This window comes from Mycolicibacterium septicum DSM 44393 (genome assembly GCF_000455325.1).
GTDB classification, from domain to species: Bacteria; Actinomycetota; Actinomycetes; order Mycobacteriales; family Mycobacteriaceae; genus Mycobacterium; species Mycobacterium septicum.
In genome coordinates this window covers 933714-952542 of the sequence record NZ_HG322953.1, presented here as the reverse complement: position 1 = coordinate 952542, position 18829 = coordinate 933714, and the positions used below count along the sequence as shown (strand labels likewise).

Genomic DNA, 18829 nt, shown 5'->3' with positions numbered 1-18829 from the left:
AGCTCTACTTCAAGTTTTCGATGGTGTTGGCAAGTTCGGCCCCGGTCATCGGTTCGCGCGCCACCATCAGGATGGTGTCGTCACCGGCGATGGTTCCGACCACATACGGCAAGGCGGCGCGGTCGATCGCGCTGGCCAGGTAATGCGCGGCCCCGGGCGGGGTGCGCAGCACGGCAAGGTTAGCGCTGGCGTCGGTCGATACCAGCAACTCCCCCAACAAGCGGGTCAACCGCTCGGTGCCACCGGACACACCCCGCACCGGGCTGCCGTCCTCGGGCACCACATAGACGCCGACGCCGCCGTCGGCGCCGCGCAGTTTCACCGCGCCGAGTTCCTCCAGGTCGCGCGACAACGTCGCCTGGGTGACCTCGATGCCCTCCTGGCCCAGCAGTGCGGCCAGTTCGGTCTGGCTGCTCACCTGCCTGGACGACAGCAGGGCGATGATGCGGGCCTGGCGGCCGGCACGCGTCGGTGCACTCACCGGTTCTCCAGCAACCAGACCAGCAGAGACTTCTGGGCGTGCAGCCGGTTCTCGGCCTCGTCGAACACCGCGCTCTGCGGGCCGTCGATCACCTCGTCGGTGATCTCGTGCCCGCGGTGCGCCGGAAGGCAGTGCAGCACAATGGCTGCCGGGTCGGCGAGCTTGAGCAGGTCGGCGTTGACCTGGAATGGACGGAACGGCCGCACCCGGTCGAGGCCGTCGTTCTCCTGCCCCATCGAGGTCCAGGTGTCGGTGACGAGCACGTCGGCTCCGTCGGACCCGGCCCGCGCGTCGTCGGTGAGCGAGACCGTCGCCCCGGTCTCGGCCGCACGGCGCTTGGCGGCGTCGACGAAATGCGGGTCCGGTTCGAAGCCGGCCGGAGCGGCGATCGTGACGTGGATGCCCGCGGTGACCCCGCCCAGCATCAGCGAGTGCGCCATGTTGTTGGCCCCGTCGCCGAGGTAGGTCATCTTCAGCCCCGTGAGCTGACCCCGGCGCTCGGCCAGCGTCTGCAGATCGGCCAGCACCTGGCAGGGGTGGAATTCGTCGGACAGCGCGTTGACGATCGGCACGCTCGATCCGGACGCCATGGCGGTCAGCCGCTCCTGGGCGAAGGTCCGCCACACGATGGCATCGACGTAGCGGGACAGCACCGCGCCGGTGTCCTCGAGGGTCTCTTCGCGGCCCAGCTGGGTGCTGCGTCCGTCGACCACCACGGCATGGCCGCCGAGCTGGGCGATGCCCATCTCGAACGAGAACCGCGTGCGGGTCGAGTTCTTCTCGAAGATCACCGCGACACCGCGCGGACCCTCGAGCGGGCGCCGCGAGAACGGCGCCTTCTTCAGTTCGGCGGCCAGGGCGAGCACCTCGGCCTGCTCATCGGGCGACAGATCGTCGTCACGCAGGAAATGCCGGGTCATGAATCAGCCTCCACAGCGGTGTCGAGAACGGTGGGCAGAGCGGACAGGAAGGTCTCGATCTGCGGTTCGGTGATGATCAGCGGCGGCGCCAGCCGGACGACGTCGGCAGCCGCGGCGTTGACCAGGAAACCGGCGTCGCGCGCCGCGGCCTCGACGGCCTTGGCGCTCGGTGCGGTAAGCACCACACCTTGCAGCAGGCCCTTGCCGCGGACGTGATCGACGAGCGGATGACCCAGCTCCTCGATGCCGTGGCTCAGGGTCTTGCCGAGCACCCCGGCCCGTGCGATGAGGTCCCCGTCGGCCAGCGCCTTGAGCACGCCAAGCGCGGCCGCGGTGCACACCGGGTTGCCGCCGAAGGTGCTGCCGTGCAGGCCCGGGGTGAGCAGATCACCGGCCGCTCCGATCGCCAGGCAGGCACCGATCGGCAGTCCGCCGCCGAGCCCCTTGGCCAGGGTCACCACGTCGGGGGTGATGCCGTCGTGCTGATGGGCGTAGAACGCACCGGTACGCCCCACTCCGGTCTGCACCTCGTCGAGAACGAGTAGTGCGCCGTTCTTCGTGGTGATGTCCCGGGCGGCGGCCAGGTATCCGGCGGGCGGGACGACGACGCCGCCCTCCCCCATGATCGGCTCCAGGAACACCGCGGCGGTGTCCGGATCGACCGCGGCCGCAAGGGCTTCCACGTCGCCGTAAGGCACATGGGTGACGTTGCCCGGCAACGGCTCGAACGGGGCCTGCTTGGCGGGCTGGCCGGTCAGTGCCAGCGACCCCATCGTGCGGCCGTGGAAGGCGCCTTGGGCGGCAACGATATTCGTCTTGCCGGTGAGCCGGGTGATCTTGAAGGCGACCTCGTTGGCCTCGGTGCCCGAGTTGCAGAAGAACACCCGCGCCTGGGTTCCCAGATGGCCCACCAGCGCCTCGGCCAGTGCGATGCCCGGCTCGGTGGCGTACAGGTTGGACGTGTGCCCCAGCGTGTTGAGCTGGGTGGTGACGGCCTCGATCACGGCCGGGTGGCGGTGTCCGAGCAGGTTGACCGCGATACCGCCGAGCAGGTCCAGATAGGACTTGCCGTCGGTGTCGGTCACCACGACACCGTCACCACTGGCCAGTGCCAACGGCGGGGTGCCGTAGTTGTTCATCATCACCGCTTCCCAGCGGTCCTGGAGGGTCATGCCGATACCACCTTGGTTCCAGTTCCTTCATCGGTGAAAAGCTCGACCAGCACGCAGTGTTCGACGCGGCCGTCGATCACGTGCGCGCTCGGGCACCCCGCCGGCCACCGCCCGTAGGCATGCCTCGATCTTGGGCACCATGCCCGACTCGAGTGTCGGCAGCAGTTGTGTCAGTGCCGCCGTGTCGATCTCGGTGACCAGCGACGAGCGGTCGGGCCAATCGGTGTAGAGGCCCTCCACATCGGTGAGCATGACCAGCTTCTCGGCTCCCAAAGCCTCGGCCAGGGCCGCGGCCGCGGTGTCGGCATTGATGTTGTGCACCACGCCGTCGACATCGGGCCCGATGGTCGAGACCACCGGAATCCGGCCCGCGGCAATGAGATCCAGCAACGAGTCGGCGTTGACATGTTCGACGTCGCCGACTAGCCCGATGTCGGTGGCCACCCCGTCCACGGTGACACTGCGCCGCACCGCGGTGAACAGGTGCGCGTCCTCACCGGTGAGGCCCACCGCGTACGGGCCGTGGGCGTTGATCAGGTTGACCAGCTCGCGGCCCACCTGACCGAACAGCACCATGCGCGCCACATCGAGGACCTCCGGGGTGGTGACCCGGAATCCGCCCTTGAAATCGCCTGGGATGCCGAGCTTCTTGAGCATCGCGCTGATCTGCGGCCCGCCGCCGTGCACCACAACCGGATGAATGCCGCAGTTGCGCAGGAACACCATGTCGGCGGCGAAGGCCGCCTTGAGGGTGTCGTCGGTCATCGCGTTGCCGCCGTACTTGACGACGACGATCTTGCCGTGCAGCTGCTTGAGCCACGGCAGAGCGGAGGCGAGGACCTGGGCCTTGACGCCGCGCTCGATGGCTTGGCTCATGAGCTGTAGGCCGAGTTCTCTTCGACGTAGGCGTGCGACAGGTCGGTGGTCCGGATGGAAGCACTGCCGCCTCCCACCCCCAGGTCCACGACGACGATGATGTCCTCGCCGGACAGGTCGACCTCGCGGGCCCCAGGGGCACCGGCACCGTCGACGCACACCGGAGAACCGTTGAACGACACGCTGATCCGCTCCGGATCCAGCTTGACCGGAGCGATGCCGACCGCGGTCAGGACCCGGCCCCAGTTCGGGTCGGAGCCGAACAGTGCGGTCTTGACCAGGCTGTCGCGGGCGATGACGCGTGCCGCGACCAGCGCGTCGTCCTCGGTGTCGGCGCCGGTCACGGTGATGACGACGCGCTTGGTGACACCTTCGGCGTCGGCCTGCAGCTGGGCGCACAAGTCGTCGCAGACCCGCAGCACGGCCTCGTTGAGATCGTCCTGGCTCGGGGCGATCTCGCTGGCGCCCGAGGCGAGCAGCAGCACGGTGTCGTTGGTCGAGCAGCTGCCGTCGACGTCGAGCCGGTCGAAGGTCAGGGCCGCGGCCCGCTTGAGCGCGGTGTCCAGCGCGGCCGCGTCCGCGACGGCGTCGGTGGTCAACACCACCAGCATGGTGGCCAGCGACGGTGCCAGCATTCCGGCGCCCTTGGCCATCCCGCCGAGGGTCCAGTTCTCCCCCGACTCCACCGAATGGTGCAGCGCAACCTGTTTCGGCACGGTGTCGGTGGTCATGATGGCCCGCGCGGCGTCGTCTCCGCCGGTCAGTCCGCCGGCGATCTCGTGCACGATCTCGGTGACGCCGGCCAGCACCTTGTCCATCGGCAACCGGTCACCGATCAGGCCCGTCGAGCACACCGCGACCTCGATGGCACCGGTCTCGGTGCCCCAGTCGCTCAGCGCGGTGGCCACCGCCTCGGCGGTGGCGTGGGTGTCCTGGAAACCCAGCGGACCCGTGCACGCGTTGGCGCCGCCCGAGTTCAGGACCACGGCACGCAGCCGGCCGGTGGTCAGCACCTGCTGTGACCACTGCACCGGGGCGGCCTTGATCTTGTTGCGGGTGAATACCCCCGCCGCGGCGTAGTCCGGCCCCTCGTTGAAGACCAGGGCCAGGTCCGGCGCGCCGGATGCCTTGATACCGGCGGCGATTCCCGCGGCCCGGAAGCCGGCCGGAGCGGTGACGCCCTGGGTGCGGACCAGCTTGGCCGTCTGCTTTGTACTCGCCTCGGTCACGGTGCCACTCCCACGATCGAAAGTCCTTCGGTTTCAGGCCAGCCCAGCGCCAGGTTCATCGACTGCACCGCGGCGCCGCCGGTGCCCTTGGTGAGGTTGTCGATGGCGGCGATGGCCACCAGTGTCTTCGCCTGCTCATCGACGGCGACCGCGAGCTGCGCGGCATTGCTGCCGATCACCGAACCGGTCTTGGGAAGCTGCCCCTCGGGCAGCAGATGGATGAACGGCTCCGCGCCGTACGCCTTTTCGTACGCGGCCCGGACCTCGGCCTCCGATGCCTCGGTGCGGGCGGTGCAGGTGGCCAGGATCCCCCGGGAGGTCGGGATCAGCACCGGGGTGAACGAGACGGTGACGTCCTTGTCGGTCACCGACCGCAGGCCCTGGGCGATCTCCGGGGTGTGCCGGTGCTTACCGGCGATGTTGTAGGCGCGAGCGGAGCCGATCACCTCCGAGCCCAGCAGGTCCACCTTGGCGGACTTGCCCGCACCGGAGGTGCCGCTGACGGCGACGACCGTGACTGCCGGTTCGACGAGATCGGCGGCCACCGCGGGCAGCAGCGCCAGCAGCGCGGCGGTCGGATAGCAGCCCGGCACCGCGATGCGCTTGGCGCCCTTGAGCCGGTCCCGGGCGCCCGGCAGCTCGGGCAACCCGTAGGGCCAGCTGCCGGCGTGCGCCGAACCGTAGAACTTCTCCCAATCGGCGGCATCGGTCAGCCGGAAGTCGGCACCGCAATCGATGATCAGGGTGTCGGGGCCGAGCTGCTCGGCCAGCGCCGCGGAATGACCGTGCGGAAGGCCGAGGAACACCACGTCATGGCCGGCCAGCACCTCGGCGTCGGTGGGCTCCAGAACACGCGAGGCCAACGGCAGCAGGTGCGGATGATGCTCGGCCACCGTCGTCCCGGCACTGGAGGCCGCGGTCAGCGCCCCGATGGTCAACCGGCCGTCAGCGTAGGCCGGATGCCCGAGCAGCAACCGCAGGATCTCTCCGCCGGCGTAGCCGCTGGCGCCGGCTACCGCTATCGAAGTCATGCGGCAATTCTGCATTGTTATGCATGTAGATGCAAACTCATTAATCGGCGCGAAGCCGAGCGTGGGGGCTGTGCACGCAAAACCCCACAAATGCGTGCACAGGCCCTACGTTCGCGCTCAGAACTCAGCCGCGCAGGACGGCGCCGACGCGCTCGCCGGCGACCACGACAGCGGCGTCGCGGGCAGCGCTGGCCTCGTCCTCGGTGAGGGTCCGGTCAGCAGCGCGGAACCGCAGTGCCAGGGTCAGGGACTTGCGGCCCTCCCCGATCTGCGGACCGGTGTAGACGTCGAACAGCCGGACGTCCTCCAGCAGCTCGCCGGCCCCGTCGCGGACGGCGTCGACGACGGCCGCCGCGGCGACGTCGTCACCGACCACCACGCTGATGTCCTGGAACACCGCCGGGAACGGTGACACCGACGGCGCGGGCAGCGCCTCGACGATCGGCACGGCATCGAGGTCGAGCTCGACGGCGCAGGAGCCCTTGGGCAGGCCGGTCCGCTCGACGACCGCCGGATGCAGCTGGCCTGCGTAGCCCACGACCGTGTCACCGACGAGCACCTCGGCACAACGGCCCGGATGCCACGGCAACTCCTGGGCGGCGCGCAGGGTGAACTCCACTCCGGCCGCCCGGCCGATCACCCGTACCGCCTCGAACGCATCGGCGGCTTCGACGGGCCGACCCGGGCCCCACGGCCCGGCAGGCTCACGCAACCCGGTGAGCACCGCCGCGACGTGCTGCGGCTGATGCGGCAACGAGGCGTCCAGCCCGGCGATCTCCTCGTCGGTGGGCCTGCGGTCGTTCGGGATGCGCTCGACGGAGCGGGTCTCGGCCGTGGGATGCACCACCTGCTGGATCGCGAACAGTGCGACATCAGCGGCGCCACGGGATACGTTGCGGCCCAATGCTTCCAGCAATCCGGGCAGCAGCGTGGTGGCCAGCTGCGGGCGGTCGGCCTCCAGCGGGTTGAGCACCTTGGTGGCGTTGCGACGCGGGTCGTCGGCGGGAAGACCCCACGCGTCGAACACTCCGGCGGGCAGGAACGGCGTGGGCAGGACCTCGACGAATCCAGCCAGCGCCAGCGACTTTCCGATCGCGCGGCGACGCTTCTGGACCGCGGTCAGGCCACGTCCGGCCGGTGCCGTGGGCAGCACCGACGGGATGGACTCCAGCCCCTCCAGCCGCAGCACTTCCTCGACGAGGTCGGCACGCTGACGCATGTCGGGCCGCCAGCTCGGCGGAGTGACGGTCAACGAAGCGGAACCAGCGGCTTCAACGACAACGGCGCCGATCTGGGTGAGCCGGCGTGCCGTGGTACCCGCGGCATACTCGACGCCCGCGGTGCGGTCGGGCAGGTCGGCCGGGATCTCGATGGCCGGCTGGGACCAGTCGGTGCGCCCGTCCGCGCGCCAGTCGGTGAGCGTCGGCGCGACGGTACCGCCGGCGATCTCGGCCAGCAGGGTCGCGCAACGGTCCAGTGCGGCAACCGAAATGGCCGGGTCAACCGACCTCTCGTAACGGCGCCCGGCCTCACTGGCCAGGTGCAGACGGCGCTGGGTACGCGACACCGCTGCCGGATCCCACACCGCGGCTTCCAGCAGCACGTCGGTGGTGGTGTCGCGCACCTCGGTGGTGCCCGCGCCCATCACGCCGCCGATCGCGGCGGTCGCGACGTCGTCGACGATCAGTACGTCGGCGGAGTTCAGCGTGCGCTCGACATCGTCGAGCGTGACCACCTTTTCGCCGTCACGGGCGAAGCGCACCGCGAAGCCGCCGGTGATCAGGCTGCTGTCGTGGGCGTGCATCGGGTGGCCGAGTTCGAGCATGACGTAGTTGGTGACATCGACCGCGGGCGAGATGGCGCGGATGCCGCTGAGATTCAGCCGTCGCTGCATCCACCACGGTGACACCGCCGCCGGGTCGATGCCCGTGACGGGGCGTAACCCGAAGCGCTGCACGCCCGTTCCGGGCTCCACGGTCAGCGGCCAGGCCTCGCCCTCGGCGGGCAGCGGCGCCACGTCGGCCGGATCGACGAAGTCCAGATCGTGGGCACACGCGATCTCGCGGGCCAGGCCGCGCACCGACAGGCAGTAACCGCGATCCGGCGTGATGGCCAGGTGGAACACCACGTCATCTAGGCCGAGGATCTCGGCGGCCGGGGTACCCGGTTCGGCGGTGCCCTCGGGCAGCACGAGGATGCCCGACTGGTCGACACCGAGGTGCATCTCCGATGCCGAGCAGATCATGCCGTCGGAAACCCGGCCGTAGGTCTTGCGCGTGGCGATGGTGAAGTCGCCCGGCAGCACGGTTCCCGGCAGCGCCACCACGACCAGGTCGCCGACCGCGAAATTCGTCGCCCCGCACACGATGTCGCGAGGCTCGCCGTCGACATTCTGGATACCGACATCGACCTTGCAGGCCCGGATCGGTTTCTTGAACTCGGTGAGTTCCTCGATCTCGGCGACCCGGCCGACGGTCAGCGGTCCACTCACGGGTCCGATCGGGATGATCTCCTCGACCTCGTGTCCGATGCGGATGAACGTCTGCTCGAGTTCCTCGACCGACGCATCCCAATCGGGCGCGCCGGCACGAATGGCCTCACGCAGCCAGCTGAACGGAATCCGCATCAGGCACCGACCCCGAACGGCAGGGAGAACCGGACGTCGCCCTCGACCATGTCGCGCATGTCAGGAATTCCGTTGCGGAACTGCAGGGTTCGCTCCAATCCCATGCCGAAGGCAAATCCGGAGTAGACGTCGGGGTCGATACCGCAGGCGCGCAACACATTCGGGTTGACCATGCCGCAGCCGCCCCATTCGACCCAGCCGGCGCCGCCCTTCTTGCCGGGGAACCAGATGTCCACCTCGGCCGAGGGCTCGGTGAACGGGAAGAAGTGCGGGCGGAACCGGGTGCGTCCCTCCGGCCCGAACTGGGACCGCGCGAACGCATCCAGTGTGCCGCGCAGATTCGCCATGGTCAGGCCCTTGTCCACCGCCAGCCCCTCCACCTGGTGGAACACCGGGGTGTGGGTGGAATCGAGTTCATCGGTGCGGAAGGTCCGCCCGATCGAGACGACGTAGACCGGCAGTTCGCGGTCCAGCAGCGCCCGGATCTGCACCGGCGAGGTGTGGGTGCGCAGCACCTGCCGCGACCCCTCGGGGGCGATCTGGAAGGTGTCCTGCTCGCTGCGGGCCGGGTGATCGGGCGGGAAGTTCAGGGCGTCGAAGTTGAACTGCTCGGTCTCGACCTCGGGCCCCTCGGCCAGCTCCCAGCCCATCGCGACGAAGGTGTCGGCGACGTTCTCGGCCAGGATCGTGATCGGGTGCCGGGCGCCCAGCGGCTGGCGGGTCGAGGGCAGCGTCACGTCGATACGTTCGGCGACCAGCACCGCGGCGTCGCGCTCGGCGCGCAGCGCGGCCAGCCGCTCGTCATAGGCACGCTGGGCCTCTCCGCGGGCGACGTTGACGCGTTTGCCGGCGTCGGCGCGGTCGGCCTTCGGCAGCGTCGCCAACGCCTGGCGGGCCAGGGCGATCGGTGCACGATCGCCGAGGTGCTCGGTCTTGGCGCGCGCCAACGCATCAAGGTCACCGGCCAGCTCAAAGGCATGCCGGGCCGCACTGACGGCTTTGGTCAGGGCTTCTTCTGAGAGATCACTGGGCTGCTCAGCCACCCGGCGATCATAGGCGATCGGCGAGTGACACCTCGAACGCCTTTACCGTCAGCTACCCCGCCGGCAGCGCTCAGGGAGCCGGCAACGGCCCTGACGTCTTCACCCGGTACATCACCAGATCGTCGGGCACGCCTTCGGGCTTGGTCGAGAACATCTGCCGTCGTTGACGTTTGACACTGAGCCCGAGTTCGGCCAGCTTCTCTTCGGAGATGCCCTCCAGCGTGGTGTGGGACACAACGAGCCCGCCGTTGGCGGCCCGCTCCATCACCCGGGCCGTGATGTTGACGTCGACCCCGAGCCAGTCCGACCCGATGCGCTGCGGACGGCCGGTGTGGATACCGACCCGCATGCGCGGCGCGTAGCCGTCCATGTCGATGCCCTTCACACCGTCGAGCGCGACGACCATTGCGCTCAGGGCGGTGCCCGGATCGCGGAACACGGCCATCATGCCGTCGCCCATCCGTTTGACGATGTGACCGCCGGCCTCCAGCACCGGGGGCTCGATCACCTGCGCCACCCGTCGCAGCAACCGCAATGTGGCGTCGTCGCCGGAGCGCAGAGACCACGAACTGAAACCGACCAGGTCGGTGAACACCAGGGTCACCTCGGGATTGGCCGGAGTGCCCGAGACACGTTCGGTCAACGCCTGCCAGACCTGCAATGCCCCCAAGCTGACCTCACGCGAGGCGGCGTCACGGTCCAGCAGGCGGTCAGCGACCCGCGCGGCCGCCCGGGGACCACCCTCTCCCGAAGCCGAGAGGCGGTCACCGAAATCCGGATCCCCGGGCAGCGCCCGCCGGACCCGCCGGACCAGATCGATGACGGCCGGGCTGCGGTTGGTGCGTTGCACCCACCCCAGCGGACCCGGCAACCCGGGTGTCCTCACCGCGCGCTGCTGCGGCGCCTGCTCGACATCCCCGACTCGACCGGACGGGTCATCGAACGGCTCGCCATCCACAGCGCAAGAGTAGGTGGCGCGCGGACCGGGCGGCAATCACGCCACGAGCGGGTTTGCCCACACTTCTCCGGCGTCGGCAAACCCGGCTGGTCACAGCGCTGTGGCGCCACGATAGACACCGAATAACAGTGCGCGGCGACGCGCCGCGGCGTCGTAGACAACGTGCGTTGTCAATACTATCGTTGAGCCCAGCTGTGATTCACGTCATGACGAGTCAACGAGGACGCAATGACCACACGAACCACCATCGGCGGCGAGCACGATCCCCTCGGCCCGGATTCGCTCACCTGGAAGTACTTCGGCGACCTGCGCACCGGGATGCTGGGCGTCTGGATCGGCGCGATCCAGAACATGTATCCCGAACTCGGCGCCGGCGTCGAGGAACATTCGATCCTGCTGCGCGAGCCGCTGCAGCGCGTGGCGCGGTCGGTCTACCCGATCATGGGCGTGGTCTACGACGGCGACCGTGCGGCGGACACCGGCGCGCAGATCAAGGGGTTCCACACCACTATCAAGGGTGTCGACGGCCAGGGCCGGCGCTATCACGCGCTGAACCCGGAGACGTTCTACTGGGCACACGCCACCTTCTTCATGCTGATCATCAAGACCGCGGAGTATTTCTGCGGCGGCCTCACCGAGGCCGAGAAGCGTCAACTGTTCGACGAGCACGTGCAGTGGTATCGCCAGTACGGCATGAGCATGAGACCAGTCCCCAAGGACTGGGATGAGTTTCAGGAGTACTGGGACGCCAAATGCCGCGACGAGCTCGAGATCAACCGAGCCACCCTCGACATCTTCACCATCCGGATCCCCAAGCCGTGGTTCGTGTTGATGCCGACCCCGGTGTGGGACCAGCTGTTCAGACCCCTCGTCGGGGCGCAGCGCTGGATCGCGGCCGGTCTGTTCGACCCGGCGGTGCGAGAGAAGGCCGGAATGCGCTGGACCCCCGGCGACGAGGTACTGCTGCGGGTATTCGGCAAGATGGTCGAACTGGCATTCGTCGCGGTCCCCGACGAGATCAGGCTGCACCCGCGGGCCCTGTCGGCCTACCGCCGCGCGGCCGGCAAGTTGCCGGTCGACGGCCCGCTGGTGGAAGCACCCAGCTTCATGGACCCGCCCCGCGACCGACGAGGGCTTCCCATGCACTACGTGTCGCGGCGCAAAACGCTGCTGGACCGCGCCGGAGCCCTGGTACACACCACATTCTCCCTACCGGCGCTGCGCCCGGCCCGACGCCCCGCGGCCTGACTTTTGACACGTGTCTAAGCTGTCGAGATGCTTGATTGGTCTGATGTCGACATAGCTGTCCGGGACGCGGTACGCGAGTTCGTGGACAAGGAGATCCGGCCCCACCTCGATGAGCTGGAGAGCGGCGACATGGAGCCGTACCCGATCGTGCGAAAGCTGTTCGCCACGTTCGGAATCGATGCCCTCGCCAAGGAATCGCTGGACAAGCGGCTGGCGAAGCTGCGCAGCGGCGAGAGCAAGTCTTCGGGCGCCCGGGGCGGGATGTTCGGCGGCGGGTCGCCGGGCATGGGTTTCGTCGTGATCAGCGAACTGTGCCGGGTATCGATGGGCCTGGTCACCGGGCTGGGTGTCAGCCTGGGCCTGACCGTGTCGACCATCCAGGGCCGCGGCACCCTGGCCCAGCAGGAACGCTGGCTGCCCGGGCTGGTGACCTACGAGAAGATCGGCGCCTGGGCGATCACCGAGCCCGATTCGGGTTCGGACGCGTTCGGCGGCATGAAGTCCTATGTCACCCGTGACGGGGACGACTACATCCTCAACGGACAGAAGACCTTCATCACCAACGGGCCCGATGCCGATGTCGTGGTGGTCTACGCCAAGCTCGACGAGGGTGATGGCGCGGACAAGCGCAATCGCAAGGTGCTGACCTTCGTGCTCGACCGCGGCATGGAGGGCTTCGAGCAGTCGAAGCCGTTCCGCAAGATGGGCATCCACTCCTCACGCACCGGTGAACTGTTCTTCAACAACGTCCGGCTGGGCCGCGACCGGCTGCTCGGCGAGACCGAAGGATCCGGGCCCGACGAAGGCCGGGCCAGCGCCCGGTCCAACTTCTCGGCCGAACGCATCGGGGTGGCCGCGATGGCGCTCGGCGTGATCGAGGAATGCCTACGGTTGAGCGTCGACTACGCCAAGACCCGCACCCTGTGGGGCCAGGAGATCAGCCAGTTCCAGCTGATCCAGCTCAAACTGGCCAACATGGAAGTGGCCCGGATGAACGTGCGCAACATGCTGTTCCGCGTCATCGAATCCGGCGAGAAGGGAGTGCCGATCTCCCTCGCCGAGGCCTCTGCGATCAAGTGGTACTGCTCGCAGGCCGCCACCGACGTCGCGATGGAGGCCGTGCAACTGTTCGGCGGCAACGGCTACATGACCGAGTACCGGGTGGAGCAGTTGGCCCGCGATGCCAAGTCGTTGATGATCTACGCCGGCAGCAACGAGGTGCAGATCACCCACGTGGCACGCGGTCTGCTGAGCTAGCCCACGGCGGCCAGCGCGTCGATCTCCACCAGCATGACCTCGTGCGGGAGGTCGACGAATACCGTTGTCCGGCATGGAAGCTGGTCGGACTTCACGTTCTCGGCGATGAACTCGCCGTACACGTCATTCATGGCCGCGAAGTCTTCACGCTTGGTGAGGTAAACCCGGAACATCAGGACATCGTCGACACCGGCGCCGCCGGCCGCCAGGATCGCCTTGACGTTCTCCAGCGTGCGACGGGTCTGCGCCCGCATATCACCCTCGCCGATGTAGGTGTTGGTCGCGGGGTCCATCGGCCCCTGGCCGGACACCTGCAGGAGTCCGCCCTTGCGGATGCCCTGGCTGAAGGTGTGGGCCGGCGCCGGGGCGTCATCGGTACGGATGACCTGAGAATCGGACACGGTGGAATCTCCTCTGTTTCAGTGCTTTTCGATGATTTGCGGTCGAGTTACGACGGCCGATAGCCGCATTCGGCCGAGATGCGTTCGCACACCGCCTGCAACGGCGGCAGAAGTTCGAGGACCTGTTCGAACGGCAGCACGACGTCGGGCACCGACACCGAAACCGCGGCGACGACACGGCCGTTCGCACCGCGGATCGGTGCGCCCACGCAATTGATCGACGGCTCGTTCTCTTCGCGATCGCGCGCCCAACCCTGAACCCGCACGGTCTCGATCTCTCGCAGGTACGCCTCGGGCGTCGTGATGGTGTTGGCCGCGCGCCGGGTGAAGTCCATCGCCGTGACGATCCGCCGCAGTTCGGCATCGGGCAGGTCGGCGAGGATCACCTTGGCGACGGCCGTCGAGTTGAGGTTGGCGGTCAGGCCGATTCGCGAGTACATGCGGATCTGATCGTGCGATTCGAGCTTGTCGATGTACACGATGTCGCCGCCTTCCATCGCGGCGAGGTGGGTGGTCCGGCCGTATTCACGGTTGAACTCGACGAGATGACGCGAGGCGATCTGACGGATCTCCCGCTGATCGGTGCCGTGGGCGGCAAGTTCGAAGACCCGTGATCCGAGGTGATAGCGATTGTTGTTGTCGCGGAACGTGAACCGCTCGTCGGACAGGGTGCGCAGCAGCCTCATCACGGTGGTCTTGTGCACATCGGTGGCGGCTGCGAGCTCGTCCAGGCTGGCCGGACCGTTGCCCAGCTGAATCAACAGATGCAGCGCCCGTGCGACGCTCTGACTCACCGCCTGCTCCCGCACACGAAGAATCCGACCTCGCTGACCTTCGTCGCGGCCCACTCTCCGTCCGTGCAGATGAGCAGATGCTCGATCGACGCGTCGGGCGGTGGCGGTGCCGAATCCGCTACGACGGTCAGGGTGACAGCGGCTCCGATGTGGCCGCGCCGCAGGCATGATTCCGGATCCTCATCGAGCACAACGCCGCTGAGGAATCCCGCAGCGAACGCGTCACCCGCACCCACCGGCTCGACCACGTCGACGCGCAGGGCCGGGACGACGATCACGTCGCCGGTCCGATCCACCGCGATCGCCTGTTCCGCACCGTCCTTGATGACCAATGTCTCCGGATTCGGCAGCATGCGACGCAACGCCACCGGATCGTCGGTGCCCGCGACGCGGATCGCCTCGTCGGCGCCCACCAGCACGATGTCGGCCAGGTTGGCCAGGGCGATCACCTCGGCCGGATCGCCGTCGGGCCAGAGCTGTTCGCGCCAGTTGACGTCGAAGCTCACCAGCCCGGTGATGCCGGGCCGGTCCGTCAGCAACCGGCGCATCATGGCCCGGCAGGTATCGGACAGGGCGGGTGTGATGCCGCTGCAGTGCACGACCGATGCACGCCCGAACGCGGATACGACCGGTGTCGAGTCCAGGAATCCAGGTTCCATCGCGGAAGCCGCCGAGCCTGCCCTGCTGTATCTGCTGACGCTGCGCGGCTCCCCCACCTCGTCGGGTGCGGTGACTTTCGAGTAGTACCCGGTGGGCCGGGTCGGGTCGACCTCGACCGCGGAGATGTCGACGCCGCGATCGGTCAGCTCGGATCTGATCAGTGCTCCGTGCGCGTCGTCGCCCAGCCGGCCGACGAAGGACGCGGGGATGCCCCAGGCGACGAGTCCGGCCGCGACGTTGGCTTCCGCACCGGCCAGGTGCAATTCAGACTGAGCACCGGCCAGGTGCAATTCGGCCTGAGCACCGGCCAGGTGCAGATCTGTCTCCGCACCGGCCAGGACCAGCGGTTCGCCGAGACAGGCGACTCCGCCGACGGGGTCTGTGGGCAATTCGGGCACTGCCGTCCTTCGGGATCGAGACGATTGACGCGGTGTCGTCTGCCATGTTAGACAGGTCACACCACAAAATGCAACCCTAATTGCAACATGTGCAACGTAGCAGCTCACACCGTTCCGATGCTCTCAACGCACCAGAATCACCATGGAGGACACGATCGGCATGACGACGCGAGGCGAGCCCACGCCGGACAGTCGGGCGTGGGATACGCTCCGCGCCGAACGCCTGTCGGAATTGGACAAGGCCCTTCCGGTCGAGGCCGACGGCCTCACCACCGCGGAGTTCCTGGCCACCCGGCCCCACCTGTCGGCATTCACCACACCGGTGATGACGCTGGACGATTCGGCCATCGAAGACAACGTGGCCGCCATGGCGGCCTGGTGCACAGCTCACGGGGTCGAACTGGCACCGCACGGGAAGACCACCATGTCGCCGGTGCTCTGGGACCGCCAACTGCGCAGCGGCGCATGGGGTATCACCCTTGCCACACCGAGCCAGGTACGCGTCGCGGTGAATTTCGGCGTTCGGCGGATCCTGCTCGCCAATGCACTGGTCGATCCGGCCGCGCTGCGCTGGCTGGCCGGCGAGATGGCCGCCCGATCCGACCTTGAGGTGCTCACCTGGGCGGACTCGACAGCCACGGTCGATGCGATGGACGCGGCACTCTCCGACATCCGGGTGGCCCGGCCGATTGCGGTACTGGTCGAACTCGGTGAGACCGGCGGCCGGACCGGAGCCCGCTCGGTCGACGAGGCCGCAGCGGTGGCAGCACGGATAGCGGCCTCCGACAATCTGCGCCTGGCGGGCGTGTGCGGCTACGAGGGATCGCTGGCGCACGACGCGTCCGAGGCGTCACTGGCCCGGGTCCGGCACTACCTGGAGGAAATGGCCCGGCTGCACCAGCAAATCGAAACCGAGGGCCACTACCCTGCCGACGCCGATGTGTACGTAACCGCCGGTGGCAGTGCCTATTTCGATCTCGTGGCTGAAGTCCTGGCCCCGCTGGCCGGCGGCCGCACGCACGTCGTGGTCCGTGCCGGGGCCTACATCATCCACGACGACGGCTTCTACACCGGGATCACGCCTTTCGGCCGCGGCGGTGAAAACTACCGGCTGCGCTCGGCCATGCACACCTGGGCGCGGGTGGTGTCACGCCCCGAACCCGGGCTGGCACTGCTGGACGCCGGGAAGCGGGATGTCCCATTCGACGAGGGGTTGCCCACGCCCCAGCTGGTCGCCCCCCAGCTCGGCGCGCCCGCACGTCCGCTCACGAATGCGGAGATCGTGGCCGTCAACGACCAGCACGCCTTCCTCACCATCCCGCCGGACTCCGATATTCGCGTGGGTGACGTTGTACGACTGGGGCTTTCCCACCCGTGCACAGCCTTCGACAAGTGGCGATGGATCCCCGTCGTGGCACAAAACGAGAACGATCCCGTCGTCGTCGACCTGATCCGCACCTACTTCTGAGCCGGACCGTGATGCGCACATTGATCCGCTCCGCCACCGTCATCGACGGCACCGAGTCCGCTCGGTATGCCGCCGATGTGCTGATCGACGACGACCGTATCGCCGCCATCATCACCGATCCCGCGGATTCACCGGCGGCCGACCGCGTGATCGACGCCGCCGGACTGGTGCTCGCGCCCGGATTCATCGACATGCACGCACATTCGGATCTTCAGATCCTGCTCAACCCCGTGCATCCGTCACGTATCACCCAAGGCGTCACCACCGAGGTACTCGGACAGGACGGGCTGTCGTATGCACCGGTGACCTCCGAGGTGCTCGCCGTCGTCCGCCGCAAGATCGCCGGCTGGAACACCGACCCGATCGACTTCGACTTCGACTGGCGTTCGGTCGCCGAGTATCTGGACCGTCTCGATCGCGGAATCGCCACCAACGTGGCCTATCTCATCCCACACGGCGTGGTGCGCGCACTGGTGGTCGGCTGGGACGACATTCCCGCGACTGCCGCACAGATCGCGCAGATGCAGACCATCGTGGCCCAGGCCATGACCGAGGGCGCCGTCGGCTTGTCGGCCGGATTGACCTACACGCCAGGCATGTACGCCGACAACGACGAACTTCTCGCACTGTGCCGGACGGTGGCGTCCTACGGCGGCTACTTCTCCCCACACCATCGGTCCTACGGCGCCGGCGCGATGGAGGCCTACGCCGAGATGGTCGAGCTCGCCGAAAGATCCGGCTGCGCACTGCACCTGGCTCATGCCACGCTCAACTTCGGCCCGAACAAGGGACGGGCGCCCGAACTTCTGGCCCTGCTCGAGGCTGCCACCGCCGCCGGTGCCGACATCAGCCTCGACACGTACCCCTACCTGCCCGGAGCCACCACGCTGTCGGCGATCCTGCCCAGCTGGGCGTCGGCGGGCAGCACCGACGAGACGATGGCCCGGCTGACCGATCCAGCCGCGCTGGCCCGTATCCGCGAACATCTGGAGGTCAGTGGTTCCGACGGCTGTCACGGCGTGATCGCCGAGTGGGACACCATCGAGATCAGCGGAGTCACCCATCAGCAGCTGGATCACTACGTGGGCCGCACGATCGCACAGATCGCCGCGGCAGAGGACCGCGATGCGTTCGACGTATGCATCGACATCCTGCTGCGCGACGAACTCGGTAGCGGGATCCTGCAGCACGTCGGGCACGAGGAGAACGTGCAGGCGATCATGCGGCACCCGCGGCACACCGGGGGCAGTGACGGGCTGCTGATCGGGTCGAAGCCGCACCCCCGCGGTTGGGGAACCTTCGCGCGGTACCTGGGTCACTACTGCCGCGACCTCGGACTGTTCTCGCTGGAGGAGTGCGTGGGCCATCTCAGCGGACGGGCGGCGACCCGGCTGCGGCTGACCGACCGCGGATTCATCCGTCCCGGTTTCGCGGCCGATCTGGTGCTGTTCGATCCGGCTACGGTTTCCGACACCGCCACATACGACCAACCCCGCACGGCTGCAACGGGATTCACCCTTGTCCTGGTGGGCGGACAGTTCGCACTCGATGACGGTGAGCTCACCGGGGTGACAGCTGGACGGTCGCTGCGACGCGGCCCAGACGGAGGTGTGCAATGACAGCGCTCGACGTGTTGCGGTCGGATCGCGTACTCAGCGTGGTCCGCGCCGAGACCATTCCCGACGCGGCCGATCTGTGCCACGCGCTCGCGGAGGGCGGTATCCGCACGGTCGAGCTGACCTTCACCACCCCCGGGGTGCTCGACCACCTGAGGTCCTGCGCCGAATCGGTGTCCGAGGCCGGGATCATGTTGGGTGTCGGCACCGTGATGACGGCCGATCAGGCCCGCGCTGCCATCGACGCCGGCGCACGGTTCCTGGTCACCCCCGGCCTGCGCCCCGAGGTCGCCGAGGTCGCGACCGCCTATTCGGTGCCGGTGTTCCTCGGTGCCCTCACCCCCACCGAGGTCGCACAGGCGGTAGATCTCGGGTCCGCGGCCGTGAAGATCTTCCCGGCCGGCAGTGTGGGCCCCAAATACCTGTCCGACCTGCACGGGCCGTACCCGGAGGTCGAGTTGCTGCCGTCCGGCGGGATCAACGAGGGCAATGCCCGGTCCTATCTCGACGCGGGCGCCCTCGCCGTCTGCGCGGGTACCGGTGTGGTCCCACCGGCCCGTGTCGCCGCCGGAGACTGGGACGAGATCACCGGCCGGGCACGCAGTTTCGTCGCCGCGCTGTCCCACTGAAGCTGTCCCACCAACCGAGTCC

General features: G+C 68.2%; 16 protein-coding genes and 1 pseudogene. 5 read left to right on the top strand and 12 right to left on the bottom strand.

Annotated features, from left to right (window positions below):
• Positions 1 to 4: 4 nt before the first annotated feature.
• From TX88_RS31330 to TX88_RS31290, 9 genes and pseudogenes are all read right to left on the bottom strand, one after another.
• A complete protein-coding gene (locus tag TX88_RS31330; RefSeq protein WP_044524087.1) occupies positions 5 to 481 on the bottom strand; it encodes an arginine repressor in 477 nt (158 codons plus the stop codon).
• Positions 478 to 1401 carry an ornithine carbamoyltransferase gene (gene argF / locus TX88_RS31325; protein WP_044524086.1) on the bottom strand — a complete coding sequence of 308 codons (924 nt, stop codon included), beginning with the start codon at positions 1399 to 1401 and terminating at the stop codon, positions 478 to 480. The genes TX88_RS31330 and argF overlap by 4 nt, the downstream gene beginning before the upstream one ends.
• A complete protein-coding gene (locus TX88_RS31320) occupies positions 1398 to 2573 on the bottom strand; it encodes an acetylornithine transaminase (protein ID WP_044524085.1) in 1176 nt (391 codons plus the stop codon). Before TX88_RS31320 ends, argF begins: the two co-directional genes overlap by 4 nt.
• A pseudogene (gene argB / locus TX88_RS31315) lies at positions 2570 to 3449 on the bottom strand (acetylglutamate kinase). Before argB ends, TX88_RS31320 begins: the two are co-directional and overlap by 4 nt.
• Positions 3446 to 4678, bottom strand: coding sequence for a bifunctional glutamate N-acetyltransferase/amino-acid acetyltransferase ArgJ (argJ, locus tag TX88_RS31310; protein WP_044524084.1), 1233 nt, complete (start codon positions 4676 to 4678; stop codon positions 3446 to 3448). Before argJ ends, argB begins: the two are co-directional and overlap by 4 nt.
• Entirely contained in the window at positions 4675 to 5709 is a 1035-nt protein-coding gene (argC, locus tag TX88_RS31305) for an N-acetyl-gamma-glutamyl-phosphate reductase (RefSeq protein ID WP_044524083.1), read from the bottom strand. Before argC ends, argJ begins: the two co-directional genes overlap by 4 nt.
• Positions 5710 to 5833: 124 nt before the next feature.
• Positions 5834 to 8335 carry a phenylalanine--tRNA ligase subunit beta gene (gene pheT, locus TX88_RS31300; protein ID WP_044524081.1) on the bottom strand — a complete coding sequence of 834 codons (2502 nt, stop codon included), beginning with the start codon at positions 8333 to 8335 and terminating at the stop codon, positions 5834 to 5836.
• Entirely contained in the window at positions 8335 to 9378 is a 1044-nt protein-coding gene (gene pheS, locus TX88_RS31295) for a phenylalanine--tRNA ligase subunit alpha (protein WP_044524079.1), read from the bottom strand. Before pheS ends, pheT begins: the two co-directional genes overlap by 1 nt.
• Before the next feature lie 70 nt (positions 9379 to 9448).
• Entirely contained in the window at positions 9449 to 10336 is an 888-nt protein-coding gene (locus TX88_RS31290; RefSeq protein WP_044524077.1) for an adenylate/guanylate cyclase domain-containing protein, read from the bottom strand.
• A 228-nt stretch (positions 10337 to 10564) separates the two neighbouring features.
• Here TX88_RS31290 and TX88_RS31285 point away from each other — a divergent pair, with 228 nt between their 5' ends.
• Both TX88_RS31285 and TX88_RS31280 read left to right on the top strand, forming a co-directional pair.
• Entirely contained in the window at positions 10565 to 11584 is a 1020-nt protein-coding gene (locus TX88_RS31285; protein ID WP_044524076.1) for an oxygenase MpaB family protein, read from the top strand.
• Positions 11585 to 11611: 27 nt separating this feature from the next.
• Positions 11612 to 12841: an acyl-CoA dehydrogenase family protein gene (locus tag TX88_RS31280; protein WP_044524073.1), complete on the top strand. Its 1230-nt coding sequence runs from the start codon at positions 11612 to 11614 to the stop codon at positions 12839 to 12841.
• Here TX88_RS31280 and TX88_RS31275 read toward each other — a convergent pair.
• The 3 genes from TX88_RS31275 to TX88_RS31265 are packed head-to-tail and all read right to left on the bottom strand — an operon-like array spanning position 12838 to position 15094.
• Positions 12838 to 13242: a RidA family protein gene (locus TX88_RS31275; protein ID WP_044524071.1), complete on the bottom strand. Its 405-nt coding sequence runs from the start codon at positions 13240 to 13242 to the stop codon at positions 12838 to 12840. The two genes, TX88_RS31280 and TX88_RS31275, sit on opposite strands and share 4 nt — an antisense overlap.
• Positions 13243 to 13289: 47 nt before the next feature.
• Positions 13290 to 14036, bottom strand: a complete 747-nt coding sequence (locus TX88_RS31270; RefSeq protein ID WP_044524445.1) for an IclR family transcriptional regulator — start codon at positions 14034 to 14036, stop codon at positions 13290 to 13292.
• Entirely contained in the window at positions 14033 to 15094 is a 1062-nt protein-coding gene (locus tag TX88_RS31265; protein ID WP_280113245.1) for a sugar kinase, read from the bottom strand. The genes TX88_RS31270 and TX88_RS31265 overlap by 4 nt, the downstream gene beginning before the upstream one ends.
• 160 nt (positions 15095 to 15254) lie before the next feature.
• Between TX88_RS31265 and TX88_RS31260 the strand changes: the two genes are divergently transcribed.
• From TX88_RS31260 to TX88_RS31250, 3 genes are read left to right on the top strand one after another with little or no spacing between them, the layout of a single operon-like run.
• Positions 15255 to 16562, top strand: a complete 1308-nt coding sequence (locus TX88_RS31260; protein ID WP_044524442.1) for an amino acid deaminase — start codon at positions 15255 to 15257, stop codon at positions 16560 to 16562.
• Positions 16563 to 16573: 11 nt separating this feature from the next.
• Complete coding sequence (locus TX88_RS31255) at positions 16574 to 18181, top strand: N-acyl-D-amino-acid deacylase family protein (RefSeq protein WP_044524069.1); 1608 nt, start codon at positions 16574 to 16576, stop codon at positions 18179 to 18181.
• Positions 18178 to 18807, top strand: a complete 630-nt coding sequence (locus TX88_RS31250; RefSeq protein ID WP_044524067.1) for a bifunctional 4-hydroxy-2-oxoglutarate aldolase/2-dehydro-3-deoxy-phosphogluconate aldolase — start codon at positions 18178 to 18180, stop codon at positions 18805 to 18807. Before TX88_RS31255 ends, TX88_RS31250 begins: the two co-directional genes overlap by 4 nt.
• Positions 18808 to 18829 lie beyond the last annotated feature (22 nt).

Bases quoted from the DNA above. Each gene is read 5' to 3' on its own strand.
- argF (WP_044524086.1), bottom strand. From the start codon at position 1,401: ATGACCCGGCATTTCCTGCGTGACGACGATCTGTCGCCCGATGAGCAG.
- TX88_RS31320 (WP_044524085.1), bottom strand. From the start codon at position 2,573: ATGACCCTCCAGGACCGCTGGGAAGCGGTGATGATGAACAACTACGGC.
- argC (WP_044524083.1), bottom strand. From the start codon at position 5,709: ATGACTTCGATAGCGGTAGCCGGCGCCAGCGGCTACGCCGGCGGAGAG.
- pheT (WP_044524081.1), bottom strand. From the start codon at position 8,335: ATGCGGATTCCGTTCAGCTGGCTGCGTGAGGCCATTCGTGCCGGCGCG.
- TX88_RS31285 (WP_044524076.1), top strand. From the start codon at position 10,565: ATGACCACACGAACCACCATCGGCGGCGAGCACGATCCCCTCGGCCCG.
- TX88_RS31280 (WP_044524073.1), top strand. From the start codon at position 11,612: ATGCTTGATTGGTCTGATGTCGACATAGCTGTCCGGGACGCGGTACGC.
- TX88_RS31260 (WP_044524442.1), top strand. From the start codon at position 15,255: ATGACGACGCGAGGCGAGCCCACGCCGGACAGTCGGGCGTGGGATACG.
- TX88_RS31255 (WP_044524069.1), top strand. From the start codon at position 16,574: ATGCGCACATTGATCCGCTCCGCCACCGTCATCGACGGCACCGAGTCC.
- TX88_RS31250 (WP_044524067.1), top strand. From the start codon at position 18,178: ATGACAGCGCTCGACGTGTTGCGGTCGGATCGCGTACTCAGCGTGGTC.